The following is a 16,541-nucleotide window of genomic DNA, read 5'->3' as shown; positions in this document are numbered from 1 at the left end:
GAGCGGGTGTATTAAGACCGTTGGGCATCAACTACGTGAAGCCCCCGGACGGGTCGTCCGGGGGCTTCGGCGGAGCGTGGGTCAGAGCTCTTCCTCACCCACCAGTGCGGCTTCCTTCGGCAGCTCACGCGCGTCGGCCTTCTTCTCGCGCAGCGACAGCAGCACCGCGGCGACGAGGCACAGCACGGCCGCGATCACGAACGGGCCCTGCTCCCAGCCGAGCCAGTCGGCGACGTGGCCGACGAGCGTCGCGGCCACCGCACCGCCCAGCCACCGGCAGAAGTTGTAGCCCGCGCTCGCCACCGGCCGCGGCGCACCGCTGATCGACATCGCGGTGCCGGTGAACAGCGTGTTCAGCAGACCCGACACGAGCCCGGAGAGCACGATCCCGATGACCACGACAGTCTTGCTGGGCACGGCCAGCACCAACATCAGCACGGTGTAGCCGACCACGGCGAGCGCCGCCGCGTGCCGTTCGCCGAACCGCGCGGCGAGCTTCGGCGCGAACACCACCCCGGCGACCGCGACGCACAGACCCCAGCCGCAGAAGATCAGGCCGACCGCGATCGCGTTCCAGCCCAGCACGAACGGCGACCACGCCAGCACCGCGAAGAACGCGGCCGTGTACAGCGCCGAAGCGACCGAAGTGCGCAGCAGGCCCGGGTGCTTGAGCGCGCGGATCGGGTCGAGCAGCTTGATCGGCGTGCGTTTCTCGTGGGAATCGCTCTTCAGGAACACCGTGCACAGGACCAGCGCGCCGGCCATCAGCACGGCCGTGCCCAGGAACGGGCCGCGCCACGAGATCGTGCCGAGCAGCGCACCCAGCAGCGGGCCCACGGACAGGCCGACACCCAGCGCGGCTTCGTACAACAGGATCGCCCCGGACTGCCCGCCCGTGGCGGCGCCGACGATCACCGACAGCGCGGTGGCGATGAAAAACGCGTTGCCCAGCCCCCACAGCGCCCGCAGGCCCACGAGTTGCTCGATCGAACCGGCCGCCGCGCACAGCGCGGTCGCGGCGACGATCAACGTCAGCCCGACCAGCACGGTGCGCTTGGCGCCGAAGCGCGCGGACATCGAGCCGGTGAACAGCATCGCGATCACCTGCACGCCGAGGTACGACGTGAACAGCAGCGTGACCTGCGACGGGGACGCGTTCAGGCCCTTGGCGATCGACAGCAGGATCGGGTCGACCAAACCGATGCCCATGAACGCGATGACCGCGGCGAACGCCGTGATCCACACCTGCTTGGGCTGGCCCTTGACCGCGTCCAGCAGGCTCGAGTGGTGCTCAGCGCTCATCGCTGATCAGTTCCTCCTCCAACTTTCCAGTGTCTTTCGGGTTCGAGGGTTCGAGGTGGAAATCGCGGATCAGCTTGCCGAGCGCGGGCAACGCGGCGTCGATCGCAGCGCGCTCTTCGTCCTCCAGCTCCAGCAGCCGTTCGCGCATCTGCGCTTCCCGAGCCGCGACCAGCTCGGCGTAGAAGCGCTCACCCTCTTCCGTGGCTTCCACGAGCACGGCCCGCCCGTCGTCCGGGTCGGGGCGGCGGGTCACAAGACCGAGCCGCTCCAGGCGCCCGACGACGTCGGTCATCGACGGCATGCGCACGCCTTCGAGCTGAGCGAGGCGGCTCATGCGGCTGGGCCCGACGCGCACGAGCTCGGACAGCACCGAGCCCTGGGTGGGCGTCAACGCCTGCGAGGTCTCGCGGCGCACCAGGTAGTAGAGCCGGAAGACGACCGGCCAGAGCCGGTGCGCGAGGTCGACGATCGGGGAAGTCACTTAGCCATGCTAACAAGTTTAGTTAGGGTGGCGAAGTAATTCGGCTCACACGCTACGCTGTAGGCGTGGACGCGGTGATCTTCGACCTCGACGGTGTACTGGTGGACTCGGAAAAGATGTGGGATGAGGTGCGCCGCGACGTCGTCGCAGAACACGGCGGTACCTGGCTACCCGAATCGACCAGAAAACAGCAAGGGATGAGCACCCCGGAGTGGGCTTCGTACCTGGTGAACACGCTCGGCGCGCAGCTGACGCCCGACGAGATCGCCCAGGTCGTGGTCAGCCGGATGGCCGAGCGCTACGAAGCCGGCCCGCCCGTGATCGACGGCGCCCCGGACGTGGTCCGGACCGTCTCCCGCCGGTACCCGGTGGCGATCGCGAGTTCGTCGCCACCGGCGCTGATCCAGGCGTTCCTGCACGCCTGCGACCTCACGTCGCTGGTGCCCGTCGCGGTGTCGAGCGAGGAGGTCGGCGCCGGCAAACCCGCACCCGACGTCTACCTGCGCGCGGCGACGCTGCTCAACGTCCCGGCCGGCCGCAGCGCCGCCGTGGAGGACTCGACCAACGGCCTGCGCGCGGCGCTCGCGGCGGAGATGGCCGTATACGCGGTGCCGAACCCGCACTTCCCGCCGGACCCGGACGTGCTGGCCCAGACCACCGCGGTGGTGCGCGACATCAACGAACTCCCCGCCGCCCTGGGTCTCTGAGAAGCACGGTTCTCGGCCAAGCACTGTTCTCGGCCAAGCACTGAACCGCTGACAAGGGAAAGGCCCGCCGACGGATCGGCGGGCCTTTCCCCTTCGGGCGCTCAGCGCTCGAGCTCGCCCCGGATGAACTTGTCGACCGCGTCGCGCGCGGTGGAGTCGTCGTACTGCTCCGGCGGCGACTTCATGAAGTAGGACGACGCCGACAGGATCGGACCGCCGATACCGCGGTCCTTCGCGATCTTCGCGGCGCGCACGGCGTCGATGATGATGCCCGCGGAGTTGGGGGAGTCCCACACCTCGAGCTTGTACTCGAGGTTCAGCGGCACGTCGCCGAACGCGCGGCCCTCGAGGCGCACGTAGGCCCACTTGCGGTCGTCGAGCCACTGCACGTAGTCCGACGGTCCGATGTGGACGTTGCCCTTGCCGAGCTCGCGGTCGACCTGAGAGGTCACCGACTGGGTCTTCGAGATCTTCTTCGACTCGAGGCGCTCGAGCTCCTTCATGTTCAGGAAGTCCATGTTCCCGCCCACGTTGAGCTGCATCGTGCGGTCGAGCTGCACGCCGCGGTCCTCGAAGAGCTTCGCCAGCACGCGGTGCGTGATCGTGGCGCCGACCTGCGACTTGATGTCGTCACCGACGATCGGCACGCCGGCGTCGGTGAACTTCTTCGCCCACTCCGGGTCCGACGCGATGAACACGGGCAGCGCGTTCACGAACGCCACGCCGGCGTCGATCGCAGCCTGCGCGTAGAACTTGTCGGCCTCGTCGGAGCCGACGGGGAGGTAGGAGACCAGCACGTCGACCTTCGCGTCGCGCAGCGCGCCGACGATGTCGACCGGCGCCTCGTCGGACTCGGCGATGGTCTCGCGGTAGAAGCGCCCCAGGCCGTCGTAGGTGTGCCCGCGCTGCACCGTGACGCCCAGCGGCGGCACGTCGGCGATCTTGATCGTGTTGTTCTCGCTGGCGAAGATCGCCTCCGAGAGGTCGCGGCCGACCTTCTTGGCGTCGACGTCGAACGCGGCGACGAACTCGATGTCGCGCACGTGGTAGTCCCCGAACTGGACGTGCATCAAACCGGGGACGCGCGTGCCGGGATCCGCGTCGCGGTAGTACTGCACACCCTGGACCAGCGAGGAGGCGCAGTTGCCGACGCCCACGATGGCCACCCGAACGCGGCGGTTCTCGCCCATGCCGGTTTCTCCTTAATCCGTTTTCTTCATCTGCAGGTCTGCCGCGACGTTGCGGCCCGAACGGCGCACCCCTAGTCCTGCGGGTCGCGCTGCTCGGCTTGTTCGTGCGCGATCAGCTCGTTGAGCCAGCGCACCTCCCGCTCGCTCGACTCGAGCCCCAGCCGGTGCAGCTCGCGGGTGTAGCGGTCGATCTTCTCCTCGGCCCTGGCCAGCGCCTCGCGCAAGCCCTCGCGGCGCTCCTCCACGCGACGCCGCCGGCCCTCCAGAATCCGCATCCTGACGTCGGCCGGTGTCCGCGAGAAGAACGCCAGGTGGACGCCGAACCCCTCGTCGTCCCAGGTCTGCGGACCAGCGTCACCGAGCAGTTCGGCGAACCGCTCCTTGCCCTCGGCGGTGAGCTTGTAGACGCGGCGGCCGCGCCGGGACCACGCCCGGTCGTCCGCCTCGTCGAGCTCCTCGACGAGGTAGCCCGCCCGCAGCAACCGGCGCAACGTCGGGTACAGCGAGCCGTACGAGAACGCCCTGAACATCCCGAGCGTCTCGTGCAAGCGCTTGCGCAGCACGTACCCGTGCATCGGCGCCTCGTGGAGCAACCCGAGGATCGCGAGTTCGAGCACAAGACACCTCCTCACGGGAACAAACCGCGGCCGCCGCCGTTGCCAGAAGGACGTACGACTCGGTCAACCTACTCGTCGACCATATCGCGCCGATACATCGAAGTGGCGGAAGTAACCCCCGGCAGTGATCAGACCAGGGCAAATGTCACCAGACAGTTATCGAAGGAACGGCGTGTCCGACCGGTCGCCCTGGGTGCCGATTCGCGGGGGGCACTGCGCGCACAGAAAGAGCCCGTACTCTGTTCCTCGTGCTAAACCAGCGGCAGGTCGTGGACTACGCCTTGCAGCGCCGTGCGCTGCTGGCAGGCGTCCGCTCCGGACGCGTCGGCGACCATGAGGTGTGCGACGCGAGCCCCTACCTGCTCAGGGCGGCGAAGTTCCACGGGAGGCCGGACGACCGCGCCTGCCCGATGTGCCGCCGGTCCCCGCTGACCCTGGTGTCGTGGGTCTACGGGGACGAGCTGAAGCACGTCTCGGGATCGGCGCGGACACCCGACGAACTGGCCCGCATGGCGGGGCTGTTCGGCGAGTTCACCGTCTACGACGTAGAGGTGTGCCGGACGTGCCACTGGAACCACCTGGTCCTGTCCTACGTCCTCGGCACGGGCGAGCCGCAACCCACCCGGCCGCGGAGGACAGCGGGCCAGTGACGAGTACCACGACCGCTGCAGAGCACAGGGCGGCGCGCACCGGTTCTTCCCGAACGCCGGCGCCGGTCTGGGAGGCCCATTCGTGAACGACGACCGCAACCGCTCCTGGCCCGGCCAGGAGCCCGATGCACCTCGCCGTGCCCAGTGGCCGGAGGAAGAACCGGGACCCGCGTGGCCGGGTGAGGACGCGCCGCGCCGCCCGCAACGGCAAGCGCCGCCGCGCCGCGGCCCGAACGGGGGTGGACCGCGTCCGCAGCGCGCCGCCCGCGGTGGTGGCGCCGGCGGACCGGCGTGGCCGAGCTCCGACGAGCCGAAACCCCAGAACGCGCAGAACCCCCAGTGGCCCTCGTCCGACGACGCGCCCCGCCGGCCGCAGCGGCCGCAGGCACCCCAGCGTCCGCAACGCCCCACCGGCCAGGGCGGCATGCCGCCGCGCCGGCAACCACCGCCACCCCCGGGCAACCGCCCGCCGGGGCCGAACGGCGGACCCGCGAGCCCGGCGCAGGGGTTCCGCCAGCCGGGCCCGGGTGGTCCAGGCCGCCCGAACGGGTCCGGACCGGTTCGCCGCCCGCCGCAGGGCCGTCCAGCGCCGCCACCCCCGCAACCGTCGTACCCGGACCGCGAACCGGAGCTGATCACCCACGCCGCGCACACCGGCATGGACAGCTTCGGCCACGACCCGTACGACGACCGCTACGACGACGAGTACGACCGCGACGACACCGCGTCGGCGCAGTACTCGGACGAGGACGACTTCGAGGACGAGGGCCCCGAGCTCGACGAGAACGGCAAGCCGGTGAAGCAGCCGCTCACGCCGAAGCAGCGCAAGAAGCGCCGCTGGAAGATCATCCGGCGCTGCGCGTACGCGTTCGTGGGTCTGTTCATCGTGCTGCCCGCCGTCGCTTTCGTCATCACGTACTTCCTGGTGAAGGTTCCTTCCCCGCAGGACGTCAAAGCGTTGCAGAGCCAGCCGATCACCTTCTTCTACGCCAACAACCAGGTGATGGGCCGCAGCGTCCCGCCCGGCGGCGACCGCGAGCTGCTGCAGCCGAACCAGATCCCCGACGTCGTCAAGCACGCCGTGTACTCGGCGGAGGACAAAACGTTCGAGACCAACTCGGGCTTCGACATCAAGGGCATCCTGGGCGCGGTCTACAACCAGGTCACCGGTGGCACCGGTGGTGGTTCGACCATCTCGCAGCAGTACATCAAGAAGGCGACGGAAAACGACGCCCCGACCCTGACCCGCAAGTGGACCGAGCTCGCGAAGTCGTTCAAGCTCAACAACGAAGAGTCCAAATCGGACATCATCACCGGCTACCTGAACATCGTCTACTTCGGCCGGGGCGCCAACGGCGTCGCGGCTGCGGCGAAGGCCTACTTCGGCAAGGACGTGAACCAGCTGTCCGCGTCGGAGAGCGCACTGCTCGCCGGTCTGATCCAGGGCCCGAGCCGCTCGGAGGACCCGTCGTACACCCAGAAGCGGTGGAGCTACGTCATGGACCAGATGGTCGCGAACGGCTGGCTTTCCCCAGCCGACCGCGCCAAGGCGACGTTCCCGACGATGGTGCCCAAGGGTTCGCAGAGCAAGCAGGACGCGGGCACGCTGGACTACTTCATCCAGCAGCGGATCCTCGACGAGCTCGAAGCCAAGGGCTACGACCAGGACAAGCTCTACTCCACCGGCGCGAAGATCTACACCACGATCGACCCGGCCGCGCAGCAAGCCGCCGTGCAGGCGGTGCAGGACAACATGAAGGGCCAGACCGACCCGAACATCCTGGGCGCGCTGGTCGCCGTCGACCCGAGAACCGGCGGGGTCATCGCGTACTACGGTGGCCCGAACACGGTCAAGGACGACAGCGGCAAGACCCAGCTCGGGCAGGACCGCGCGAACCAGGCGAGAAACCCCGGTTCGTCGATGAAGGCCTACGACCTCACGGCGTTCCTCAAGATGGGCAAGGGTCTCGGCGAAACCTTCGACGGCACCAACAACCGCGAGCTGGGTGGCCGCATCGTGCGCAACGCGGGTGAGAGCGCCAGCTGCGGCAAGGAGTGCACGGTCAAGAAGGCCATGGAGGTCTCGGCCAACACCGTGTTCTACGACATGGTGCTGAACGTGACGAAGCCCGCGCCCGTCGCGGAAGCGGCGAAGGAAGCCGGTGTGCAGCCGGCGCCGCAGGGCAAGGCCAAGCTGGGTACCGCCGACGCGAACATCGCCCTCGGTGGTGGTGCGACCGTCGTGACGCCGGAGGACATGGCCGCGGGCTACTCGACCTTCGCGGCGGGCGGCATCTACCGCGCGCAGCACTTCGTCTCGAAGCTCACGAACTCGCAGGACGAAGTGGAGTTCGACGACACCCAGGCGCAGGGCAAGCCCGCGTTCGACCCCGACGAGCAGAAGAGCCAGCAGATCGCGGGCAACGTGACCGACGCCCTCGAGCCGGTGATCAAGCACTCGAACCTGCAGTGCCCCACCGGTCACGAGTGCGCGGGCAAGACGGGTACGCAGCAGTACGACCCGCAGAAGGGCGACCCGAAGTCCTACGGCGACCGCAACGCCCAGACCTGGATGGTGGGCTACACGCCGTCCGTGTCGGCAGCGGTGTGGATCGGCGGCGACGGCAACAAGCCGTTGCACGACAAGAACAACCAGCCGATCTTCGGTGCCACGATCGCCGGTCCGACGTGGCAGGACTTCATGGCCACCTACCTCAAGGGCAAGCCCACCGAGAAGTTCCCGAAGGTCCAGCCCATCGGCAAGGACGCGGACACCGTGACCACCACGAGCCGCACCAGTAGCCAGGTGACCACGACGTCCACCCCGACCACGACGCAGTCGACGCCGACCACCACGTCGAGCACCACGACGAGCGAGACGACCACCTCGGAGACGACCACCTCGCGTACCCGCCCGACCGGGATCTTCGGCGGCGGTCCGGGCGGTCCCGGCGAAGGCGGTGGTCCGATCACCGGCGGAGGCGGCGAGGCGGGAGCCGACCCGCCGAGACCGACCGGGTAGCGGCCCGTTCCGACGTACGCGAGGGGCTCCTCTCCAGCCGGAGGGGAGTCCCTCGTCGTGTCGGTGCCCGCCCGCGAGTGACGCAGACGACATCGCCCAGCCGGTACAGTAGGCGTACTTTTGTCCGGTTCACGCCGTGCCGGTGTGGTCACGCAGAGACAGATCCCACCGGTCGAGTGAACCCACCCCACCCTCGGTGCGTCCCCTTGTGGAGAGGGGCTCTGCGCCCGCAGCACGCCCGAGTCCGAGAAGAGGATCCGCACGTGAACGACGACCGCACCCGCTCCTGGCCCGACCGGGATCCCGACCCGCGGCGTCAACCACCCCCTCCGAGCGGCCAGGCCCCGCCGCCGTGGGCCCGCAACCAGCCGCAAGGCGGTGCGCCGCGAACGCCCCCGCCCGGCACGCCGAGGCCGCGGGTGCAGCCGAACCGGCCCGGCACACCGCCGCCCGGGTTCCGGCAGCAACCGCCTGGCGCGCGCCGGCCCGGGCAGGGACCTCAGCAGCCGCGCCGCGAGCCGGAACTGATGACGCACCACGTGCACAACGGCACCGTGGACAACCAGTACGGCGACGACCGCTACGACGACGGGCCCCTCGACGCGGACGACGTCTTCCCCGCCGAGCCGGCGCTCGACGCGAAGGGCAGACCCGTCCTCACGGCGGCGCAGCGCAAGAAGCGCCGCTGGAAGATCATCCGGCGGTGCGCGTATGCGTTCGTCGGCGTCTTCATCGTGATCCCCGCGATCGCGTTCGTGATCACGTACTTCAGCGTCGACGTGCCGTCGCCGCAGAGCGTCGCGCAGGGGCAGAGCCAGGCCGTGACGTACCTCTACGCCGACGGCACCCCGATGGGCAAGGACGTGCCGTCGGGCGGCAACCGGCAGATCCTCACCGCCGACCAGATCCCCGACGTCATGAAGCACGCCGCGATCGCGACCGAGGACTCGTCGTTCGAGACCAACTCGGGCTTCGACGTCACGGGCATCCTGCGCGCGGTCTACAACCAGGTCACCGGCGGCACCGGTGGTGGTTCGACCATCTCGCAGCAGTACATCAAGAAGGCCACGGACAACGACGCTCCCACGCTGACCCGCAAGTGGACCGAGCTGGCCAAGTCCTTCAAGATGAACCAGACGTACTCGAAGCAGGACATCATCACCGCGTACCTGAACATCATCTACTTCGGGCGCGGGGCATACGGCGTCGGCGCGGCGTCGCAGGCCTACTTCCACAAGGACGTCAAGGACCTCACCTTCTCCGAAGCGGCGCTGCTCGCCGGCCTCATCCAGCAGCCGGGCCGGTCGGAGAACTCGAAGGTCGCGCACGACCGGTGGAACACCGCGCTCGACCGCATGGTGGAGAACCACTACATCACCGCGGCCGACCGCAAGGCCGCGCAGTTCCCCACGCCGATCCCGCTGTCGGAGAGCAAGGACGACTCGGGTGCGCCGTACGCCTTCATCACCGACCAGGTGAAGGCCGAGCTCGCGGCCCACGGCATCTCGGACGACCAGTACTACTCCGGCGGCTACACGATCCAGACCACGATCGACCCGAAGGCGCAGCAAGCGGCCGAGAAGCTGAGCACTGACGCGTTGAAGGACCAGTCGGACAACCGGCTGCTCGACGCGCTGGTGGCCGTCGACCCGAAGACCGGCGGCGTGCTCGCGTACTACGGCGGCCCGACGATCGTCGATGTGAACGGTCAGAAGCAGGCCGCGCGCGACTGGGCCGACACACCGCAGAACCCCGGTTCGTCGATGAAGCCGTACGACCTCACGGCGTTCCTCAAGATGGGCAAGGGCATCAACTCGACCTTCGACGGCCGCAACAACCGCGAGTTCGACGGGCGCATCGTCCGCAACGCCGGTGACAGCGACAGCTGCTCGGAGCAGTGCACCGTCGCCGAGGCCATGAAGATCTCGGCGAACACGGTGTTCTACGACATGGTCCTCAACCAGACCAAGCAGGGCCCGGTCAAGCAGGCCGCCGAGGAAGCGGGCGTGAAGACCAAGGACAACGGCGGCGGCAACTCGCAGATCGACATCTCGAACAACAACATCTCGCTCGGCGGTGGCGACACCAAGATCACGCCGGCCGACCAGGCTTCGGCGTACGCCACCTTCGCTTCGGGCGGCCTTCAGCGCGACCGGCACTTCGTGCTGAAGGTGACGAACTCGCAGAACGAAGTCGCCTACGAAACGGAGGCGCAGCCGGGCAAGTCGGCGTTCGCCGACGGTGATCCGGAGCTGAGCAAGCAGATCGCGGGCAACGTGACCGACACGCTCGAGCCCGTGATCGGGTTCTCGAAGCTCAAGTGCCCGAGCGGTCACGAGTGCGCCGGCAAAACGGGGACGCAGCAGCACACCCGGCGCCCGGACGAGCCGGCTTCGGCGGCCAACGCCAACGCGCAGACGTGGATGGTCGGCTACACACCGTCGGTTTCCGTGGCGGTGTGGGTCGGCGCCGACGGCGACCAGGCGCTGCACGGCAAGGGCAGCTCCCCGATCTTCGGGTCCACGATCGCCGGCCCGCTGTGGCAGAAGTTCATGAACACCTACCTCACGGGCAAGCCGGCCGAGAAGTTCGACCAGGTCGCGCTCATCGGCAACGAGGCACCGCCGTCCGACCAATCCACCGACACCAACGTCCCGCCCACGGGCATCACCCCGACCGACACGCCGGATCCCAACGCGGGAAACGGCGACGGCAACAACCCTGTGAACCCGGGTGACCCGAACGGGCCGAGCGGCGGCAACTTCCCGTCGTTCCCCTCCCACATCCCGAAGCCGCCGAAGCACACACCCACGGGTGACCCGACGCCAACGGATACGGGCGGCACACCCACCTCATGACCGGGAGTGGCACCAGAAAGAAGCGCTCCCATCCGGGAAACCGGGTGGGGGCGCCTCTTTTCGCGCCCGCCAGTGGAGCGTGAGGCCGCAAGGTCGACGCTGTGGGTCGCCGCCGAGTTGGCGGCCGGGTCTGGTGGCGAGGTCAGTCGAGCGTGATGACGCGGCCTTGCGCGCCGGAGCGGTGCGCGGCTTCGATCACGCGCAGCGCGGCGACCGACCCCGCCGGGTCGACGGGGAACGTCCCTTCGCCGCGCAGCGCGTCGCGGACCTGGGCGTAAAAGTCCTGGTAGCGGCCGACCTCGGTCGGCACGACCTCGGTGTGGTCGGTGCCGTCGTCGACACCCAGGATGCCCGCGTCGGCCTCGGGTTCGACACCCCAGCCTTCGTCGCCGGGCCGCAGGCCGTCCTTGATCTGGGGTTCCTGGACGTCGAGGCCGTACTTGGTGAACGCGGCGCGGTCGCCGAGCACCCGGAAGCGCGGGTTGCGCGTGGCGGCCAGAGCAGAGCTCCACAGGTGCGAGCGGACACCGTTCGCGTGCCGCAACGCGACGAACACGTCGTCGTCGACCTGCACGCCGGGGCGGCGTCGGTCGACCTCCGCGTAGACCTGGGTGACCGGGCCGAACAGCTGCAGCGCCTGGTCGACGATGTGCGCGCCGAGGTCGTAGAGCAGGCCGCCGGCTTCGGCCGGGTCGCCGAATTCGCGCCAGTTGTCCTTGATCCGCGGCACCCAGCGGTCGTAGCGGGACTCGAAGCGGAAGACGTCGCCGAGCCGGCCGGAGTCGATGACCTTGCGGACGGTGAGGAAGTCGGAGTCCCAGCGGCGGTTCTGGAAGACGGTGAGGCCGACGCCCTTGGCCTTCGCGGCCGCGACGACCTTTTCGGCCTCGGCCGCGGTCGGTGCGAACGGCTTGTCGACGACCACCGGCAGGCCCCGCTCGATCGCCTGCAGCGCGAGCGGCACGTGGGTGCGGTTCGGGGTGCTCACCACGACCAGGTCGAGATCGCCCGCGTGGGCGAAGAGCGCGTCGGCGTCCGGGACGATCTCGGCGCCCGGGTACTCCGCGCGCGCCTGCGAAGATCGCTCCGGGTTCTTCGTCACGATCACCGCCGGGGTGAGCCCCGGCGTCGCCGCGACCAGCGGCGCGTGGAAGACGCGGCCACCGATGCCGTACCCGAGGATGCCCACCCGCAAGTCATCAGCCATGGGCCATATTAAACAACAGTGTTGCGTAATTGGCCAGTTCTTGGGGAGGATCACCGGATGGCAGAGACCGGGGTCAACCTGCGCGGGCTGCGCCGCCACAACCGGGCGCTGCTGCTCGGGCACATCCTGCGCGCGGGCGGGCTCAGCCGCGTCGAGCTGGCCGAGCGCACGGGCCTGACGCAGCAGGCCGTGTCCAAGATCGTCGCCGAGCTGCTCGAGACGCAGCTGCTCGACGTCGAGCGCCAAGCCTCGGCCGGCGTCGGCAAGCCGCGCACGCTGCTGCGCATCCGGCCGGACGCCCGGTGCGCCCTCGGCGCGCAGCTGGACCGCGATGGTTTCCTCGTGCTGCGCACCGGCTTGTCCGGTGCGGTCGAGGCGTCGGCCGAGGGCGCGCTGCCCGACGGCTTCACGCCCGAGCAAGCCGTGACCGCCGTGGCCGGCGCAACGCGCGAGCTGCTCGCCGGCGTGGCCCCTGAGCGCGTGCTGGGCCTCGGCGTCGGCGCGGTGGGCCCGCTCGACCGCCGCGAGGGCCGCGTCCGCGACGCCACGAACATGCCGGGCTGGCACGACGTGCCCCTTCGCGACCTCCTCGCCGAGCGCACCGGACTGCCCGTGACGCTCGACAAGAACACCAACTCCGCCGCCGTCGCCCACACGTGGCCGGACACACCGGACACGGCCACGGCCGTGGTCCTCGTGGGCACGGGCATCGGCGTCGGGCTGCTGGTCGACGGCACCGTCTACCGCGGGCCGCACACCAACGCGGGTGAGTTCGGCCACACCACGATCGCCTACGACGGTCCGCGCTGCGCCTGCGGCCGCCGCGGCTGCGTCGAGATCATGCACCGCTCGGCGGCCACGCCGGCCGAGGCCGCACGGCTGCTCGGGATCGGGCTCGCCGACCTCGTGCAGGTCCTCGACCTGGAGCGCGTCGTGCTGTTCGGCCGCACGATCCGCGCGGCGCCGGATGTCTACCGCGACACGGTGGCGGCGCAGCTGCGTGACCTCCTGCCGGTGCCGCAATGGCAGCGCACCGAGGTGGAGCTGAGCGCGCTCGGCGAGGAAGCCGTGGCCCTCGGTGGGGCGTTCGAGGTACTTGCCCGGTTCTACGAAGACCCGAAATGACAGGCGCCTGACCTGCGGGCAGATAGCATCCGCGACGTGCCCCACCAAGCCACCGCCGAAGAGCCGGACGCGGCTCCCCGCACGCTGACCCCAGCGGAGCGGATCGTGCCCAGCTGGAACGACCCGCTGGCCGCCGCGGCGACGAGACCGATCGGCGGCCCGCTGGGCGAACACGCCGCCGTGGGGCGGCACTGGTTCTGGTCGCCGCAGCGCGTGGGCCTCGGCCTCGCGGTGCTGGCACTGGTGCTGTGCTGGTTCGGCAAGGCCTCCTGCATCCAGCAGTACACGGACTCGGCGGGCGTCAACCAGCTCGACTGGCGCGCGGGCCGCCCGTTCGTCGCGATGTGCTACTCGGACATCGTGCCGCTCTACAGCTCGGAACGGCTCAACGATCCGCACACGTTCCCGTACATCTCGTCCTGGAATGAGGACACGCAGACGGCGCAAGACCAGACCCGGTACATGGAGTACCCCGTGCTCACGGGGCTGTTCCAGTGGGTCAACGCGAAGCTCGCGGCCGGCTGGCTCGCCATCGCGGACTCCGGCTGGCTACCCGGCGCACTGCCCGTGGCGATCTACTTCAACATCTCCGCGTTCTGGCTCGCACTCGCCTGGCTCGTCACGGTGTGGGCGACCGGGCGGACGATGAAACGCCGGCCCTGGGACGCCGTGCTGGTCGCGATCTCGCCGCTGGTGCTGGTCCAGGCGTTCACGAACTTCGACGCGATCGCCACCGCGTGCACCGCCGCCGGGATCCTCGCGTGGTCGCGCAGACGACCGGAGATCGCCGGCGTGCTGCTCGGGCTGGGAGCCGCCGCCAAGCTGTACCCGTTGCTGCTGCTCGGAGTGCTGTTCGTGCTGTGCCTGCGCGCCGGGAAGCTGCGCGCGTGGGGCCGGACGGCGGGCTTCGCCGTGCTGGCCTGGCTCGTGGTGAACGTGCCGTTCATCCTCGTCGCCACGCGCGGCTGGTGGGAGTTCTTCCGGCTCAACACGCTGCGCCCGATGGACCCGGACTCGCTCTACAACGTGATCTCGTACGCCACGGGCTGGACCGGCTTCGACGGCGCGCTCCACAAAGGACAGACACCGACGGTGCTCAACACCGTGATCGCCGTGCTGTTCCTGGCCTGCTGCGCCGGCATCGCGTACGTCGCCCTGACCGCGCCGCGGCGCCCGCGCTTCGGCCAGCTCGCGTTCCTCGTGGTGGCCGCGTTCCTGCTGACGAACAAGGTGTGGAGCCCGCAGTACTCGCTGTGGCTCGTGCCGCTGGCGGTGCTCGCCATCCCGCGCTGGCGCCTGCTGCTGGGCTGGATGGTGATCGACGCGCTGGTCTGGGCGCCGCGAATGTTCTACTACCTCGGCATCGACCACAAGGGACTGCCGGAGGGCTGGTTCCTGGGCACGGTCGTGGTGCGTGACCTCGCGGTGGTCGGCCTGTGCGTGCTGGTGATCCGCGAGATCTACCGCCCGCGCACCGACCTCGTCCGCCTCGCCGGCGACGACGATCCCGCCGGCGGTGTGCTCCAGCGCTCCCGCGACCGGGTGAAGTTCGCCGGGTTCCGGCACCGCCGGTCCGCGCCGGCGGTGCCCGGGACGTCTTAGCCGAGGCGTTTGCGCACGTAGGCGATGTCCGCGGCCTGGCCCTCGCTCGGCGTTTCGACGACGATGGGGGCGCCGGCCTTGCGGGCGACCTCGGCGAGCAGCTCGGCGTCGATCGTGCCGTCGCCGCCGACGACGTTGGCGTGGCGGTCGCGGTTGGAGCCGAACTCGTCGCGCGAGTTGTTGAGGTGGACGAGGTCGATGCGGCCCGTGATGGCCTTGACCTTCTCCACGGCGTCGGCCAGCTCCCAGCCCGCGGCGTAGGCGTGGCAGGTGTCGAGGCAGAACCCGGCACCGAACTCGCCGACCTCGTCCCACAGGCGCGCGATCACGTCGAGCTCGCGGGTCATGGCGTTCTCGCCGCCCGCGGTGTTCTCGATGAGGATCGGCACGGCGAAGCCACCCTTTTCGGCCTCGCGCTCGAAGAGCTTGCGCCAGTTGGCCAGGCCCAGGGCCACGTCGTCGCCGGCGCCCACGTGGCCGCCGTGCACGATCAGGCCCTTCGCGCCGATCGCGGCGGCGCCATCGGCGTGCTGCGTGACGTTCTTGCGCGACGGGATCCGGATGCGGTTGTTGAGCGACGCGACGTTGATCAGGTACGGCGCGTGGATGAACACCTCGACGGGCGACTCCTTGATCGCGTCGGCGTGCGGGTGCGGCTTCGGAGCCTTCCACCCCTGCGGGTCGGACAGGAAGAACTGGACGACGTCGGCTTCTCGCTCGGCGACGGCGGCCAGCGGATCGTCGTCGCGGACATGGGCGCCAATCTGCATGACAGCACGCTACCCCGGGTGAATCCGCACCTGACGCCCCAGTTGGTCACGCTCGTCGAGTACCGTGAGCGCGTTCCGTGAACCACCTCGGAGGGTTTGCATGGGGAAGAACGCCGGCCGGATCACCACCCTGGGGCTCGCCGTCGCGGTGCCGGTTCTCTCGGCCGCGCTCACGCTCCCCGCCACGGCTTCCGCGAATCCGAGCCCGACGATCGACGGCGACTGCGCGGCCACGCTGCAGAACGGCAAGTCCGGAAAGGGCCTGTCCGTCGACGCCGGCGCCCCGCTCAACGCCCCCGACCGGCTCACTGTCGGCCTCGACTCGAAGGCCCAGCAAGCCGACGGGCAGCAGCCGCTGTTCACGCTCCCGGTGGGCGACGTCGTGCGCACACTCGGCGTCGGCGACGCGCCGGCGGTGGGTGAGCTGGCGACGGACGGCGTCTGCCCGGCCGCGCAGGACACCGTGAACGCCGTCGGCGACACCACGCAGAACCTGGTGGGCGGCGCGACCGGGAACCCTCCGGGCCAGACCCCGCCCGGGGACAACCCGCCAGGCGGCAACCCGCCCGGGCAGACTCCGCCGGGCCAGACGCCGCCAGGCAGCAGCCTCGACCCAGTCGTCACGGGCCCCGGCGACCAGCTGGGCGACCTCGACTCCATCGCGGGCATCTTCACCAACGCGGCGATGCTGCCGTCCGGCCTCGTGCAGGCGCCGCCGGTGATCACGCAGGTCATCCCCGGCCAGCTGCCCGCGGACCAGGTGCCGACGGTCGACGCGAAGAAGTCCGGCACCGCCCAGGCGCTGCCCGCCGTGACGCCGCCGGCGAAGCTGCCGATGCTGCTCGCCGTGCTGGCGCTGGCCATCGTCGCGGCCGCGCTCGTGCGGGCGTGGCTGCGCCGCAAGCCCGCCTGACGCTCACGAGCCGTGACCCGCACTTGCACCCGAATGCCTGACATCGGTGGCTGAGCGGGCGTCACCCGTTCCCGTTACCGTCGTTGTCCAGGGGAGA

At 69.8% G+C, this 16,541-nt stretch carries 13 protein-coding genes; 7 read left to right on the top strand and 6 right to left on the bottom strand.

Annotated features, from left to right (window positions below; genetic code table 11):
* Positions 1 to 81: 81 nt before the first annotated feature.
* Both I6J71_RS45025 and I6J71_RS45020 read right to left on the bottom strand, forming a co-directional pair.
* The gene (locus I6J71_RS45025; RefSeq protein WP_204092431.1) at positions 82 to 1,302 is read right to left on the bottom strand and encodes an MFS transporter; all 1,221 of its coding nucleotides are present in this window, start codon (positions 1,300 to 1,302) and stop codon (positions 82 to 84) included.
* Positions 1,292 to 1,783 carry a MarR family winged helix-turn-helix transcriptional regulator gene (locus I6J71_RS45020; RefSeq protein ID WP_204092430.1) on the bottom strand — a complete coding sequence of 164 codons (492 nt, stop codon included), beginning with the start codon at positions 1,781 to 1,783 and terminating at the stop codon, positions 1,292 to 1,294. The genes I6J71_RS45025 and I6J71_RS45020 overlap by 11 nt, the downstream gene beginning before the upstream one ends.
* A gap of 65 nt (positions 1,784 to 1,848) precedes the next feature.
* Here I6J71_RS45020 and I6J71_RS45015 point away from each other — a divergent pair, with 65 nt between their 5' ends.
* Positions 1,849 to 2,490, top strand: coding sequence for an HAD family phosphatase (locus I6J71_RS45015; RefSeq protein ID WP_204092429.1), 642 nt, complete (start codon positions 1,849 to 1,851; stop codon positions 2,488 to 2,490).
* Positions 2,491 to 2,591: 101 nt separating this feature from the next.
* On the opposite strand, the gene I6J71_RS45010 is transcribed toward I6J71_RS45015, so the two are convergent.
* Both I6J71_RS45010 and I6J71_RS45005 read right to left on the bottom strand, forming a co-directional pair.
* Positions 2,592 to 3,680, bottom strand: coding sequence for an inositol-3-phosphate synthase (locus tag I6J71_RS45010; protein ID WP_204092428.1), 1,089 nt, complete (start codon positions 3,678 to 3,680; stop codon positions 2,592 to 2,594).
* 71 nt (positions 3,681 to 3,751) lie between these two features.
* Positions 3,752 to 4,297 (bottom strand): PadR family transcriptional regulator, encoded by a 546-nt coding sequence (locus I6J71_RS45005; protein WP_204092427.1) that lies wholly within the window; start codon positions 4,295 to 4,297, stop codon positions 3,752 to 3,754.
* Between the two features lie 248 nt (positions 4,298 to 4,545).
* Here I6J71_RS45005 and I6J71_RS45000 point away from each other — a divergent pair, with 248 nt between their 5' ends.
* From I6J71_RS45000 to I6J71_RS44990, 3 genes are all read left to right on the top strand, one after another.
* Complete coding sequence (locus tag I6J71_RS45000) at positions 4,546 to 4,947, top strand: DUF5318 domain-containing protein (protein WP_204092426.1); 402 nt, start codon at positions 4,546 to 4,548, stop codon at positions 4,945 to 4,947.
* 658 nt (positions 4,948 to 5,605) lie between these two features.
* Positions 5,606 to 7,969: a transglycosylase domain-containing protein gene (locus I6J71_RS44995; protein ID WP_370542059.1), complete on the top strand. Its 2,364-nt coding sequence runs from the start codon at positions 5,606 to 5,608 to the stop codon at positions 7,967 to 7,969.
* Between the two features lie 527 nt (positions 7,970 to 8,496).
* The gene (locus I6J71_RS44990) at positions 8,497 to 10,827 is read left to right on the top strand and encodes a transglycosylase domain-containing protein (protein ID WP_370542058.1); all 2,331 of its coding nucleotides are present in this window, start codon (positions 8,497 to 8,499) and stop codon (positions 10,825 to 10,827) included.
* 142 nt (positions 10,828 to 10,969) lie between these two features.
* Here the strand turns inward: I6J71_RS44990 and I6J71_RS44985 are convergent, their stop codons facing one another.
* A complete protein-coding gene (locus I6J71_RS44985) occupies positions 10,970 to 12,034 on the bottom strand; it encodes a Gfo/Idh/MocA family oxidoreductase (RefSeq protein ID WP_204092424.1) in 1,065 nt (354 codons plus the stop codon).
* A gap of 57 nt (positions 12,035 to 12,091) precedes the next feature.
* Between I6J71_RS44985 and I6J71_RS44980 the strand changes: the two genes are divergently transcribed.
* Positions 12,092 to 13,159, top strand: a complete 1,068-nt coding sequence (locus I6J71_RS44980; protein WP_204092423.1) for an ROK family transcriptional regulator — start codon at positions 12,092 to 12,094, stop codon at positions 13,157 to 13,159.
* Between the two features lie 36 nt (positions 13,160 to 13,195).
* Positions 13,196 to 14,761, top strand: a complete 1,566-nt coding sequence (locus I6J71_RS44975; protein WP_204092422.1) for a glycosyltransferase family 87 protein — start codon at positions 13,196 to 13,198, stop codon at positions 14,759 to 14,761.
* Here I6J71_RS44975 and I6J71_RS44970 read toward each other — a convergent pair.
* Positions 14,758 to 15,531 (bottom strand): deoxyribonuclease IV, encoded by a 774-nt coding sequence (locus tag I6J71_RS44970; RefSeq protein ID WP_204092421.1) that lies wholly within the window; start codon positions 15,529 to 15,531, stop codon positions 14,758 to 14,760. The genes I6J71_RS44975 and I6J71_RS44970 overlap by 4 nt on opposite strands.
* A 100-nt stretch (positions 15,532 to 15,631) precedes the next feature.
* On the opposite strand from I6J71_RS44970, the gene I6J71_RS44965 reads away from it, so the two are divergent.
* Positions 15,632 to 16,444 (top strand): hypothetical protein, encoded by an 813-nt coding sequence (locus I6J71_RS44965; protein WP_204092420.1) that lies wholly within the window; start codon positions 15,632 to 15,634, stop codon positions 16,442 to 16,444.
* Positions 16,445 to 16,541 lie beyond the last annotated feature (97 nt).

Origin of the sequence: Amycolatopsis sp. FDAARGOS 1241 (assembly GCF_016889705.1) — a bacterium.
Taxonomy (GTDB): Bacteria; Actinomycetota; Actinomycetes; order Mycobacteriales; family Pseudonocardiaceae; genus Amycolatopsis.
The sequence above is the reverse complement of the archived record's forward strand: the minus strand, read 5'-3'. Positions and strand labels throughout refer to the sequence as shown.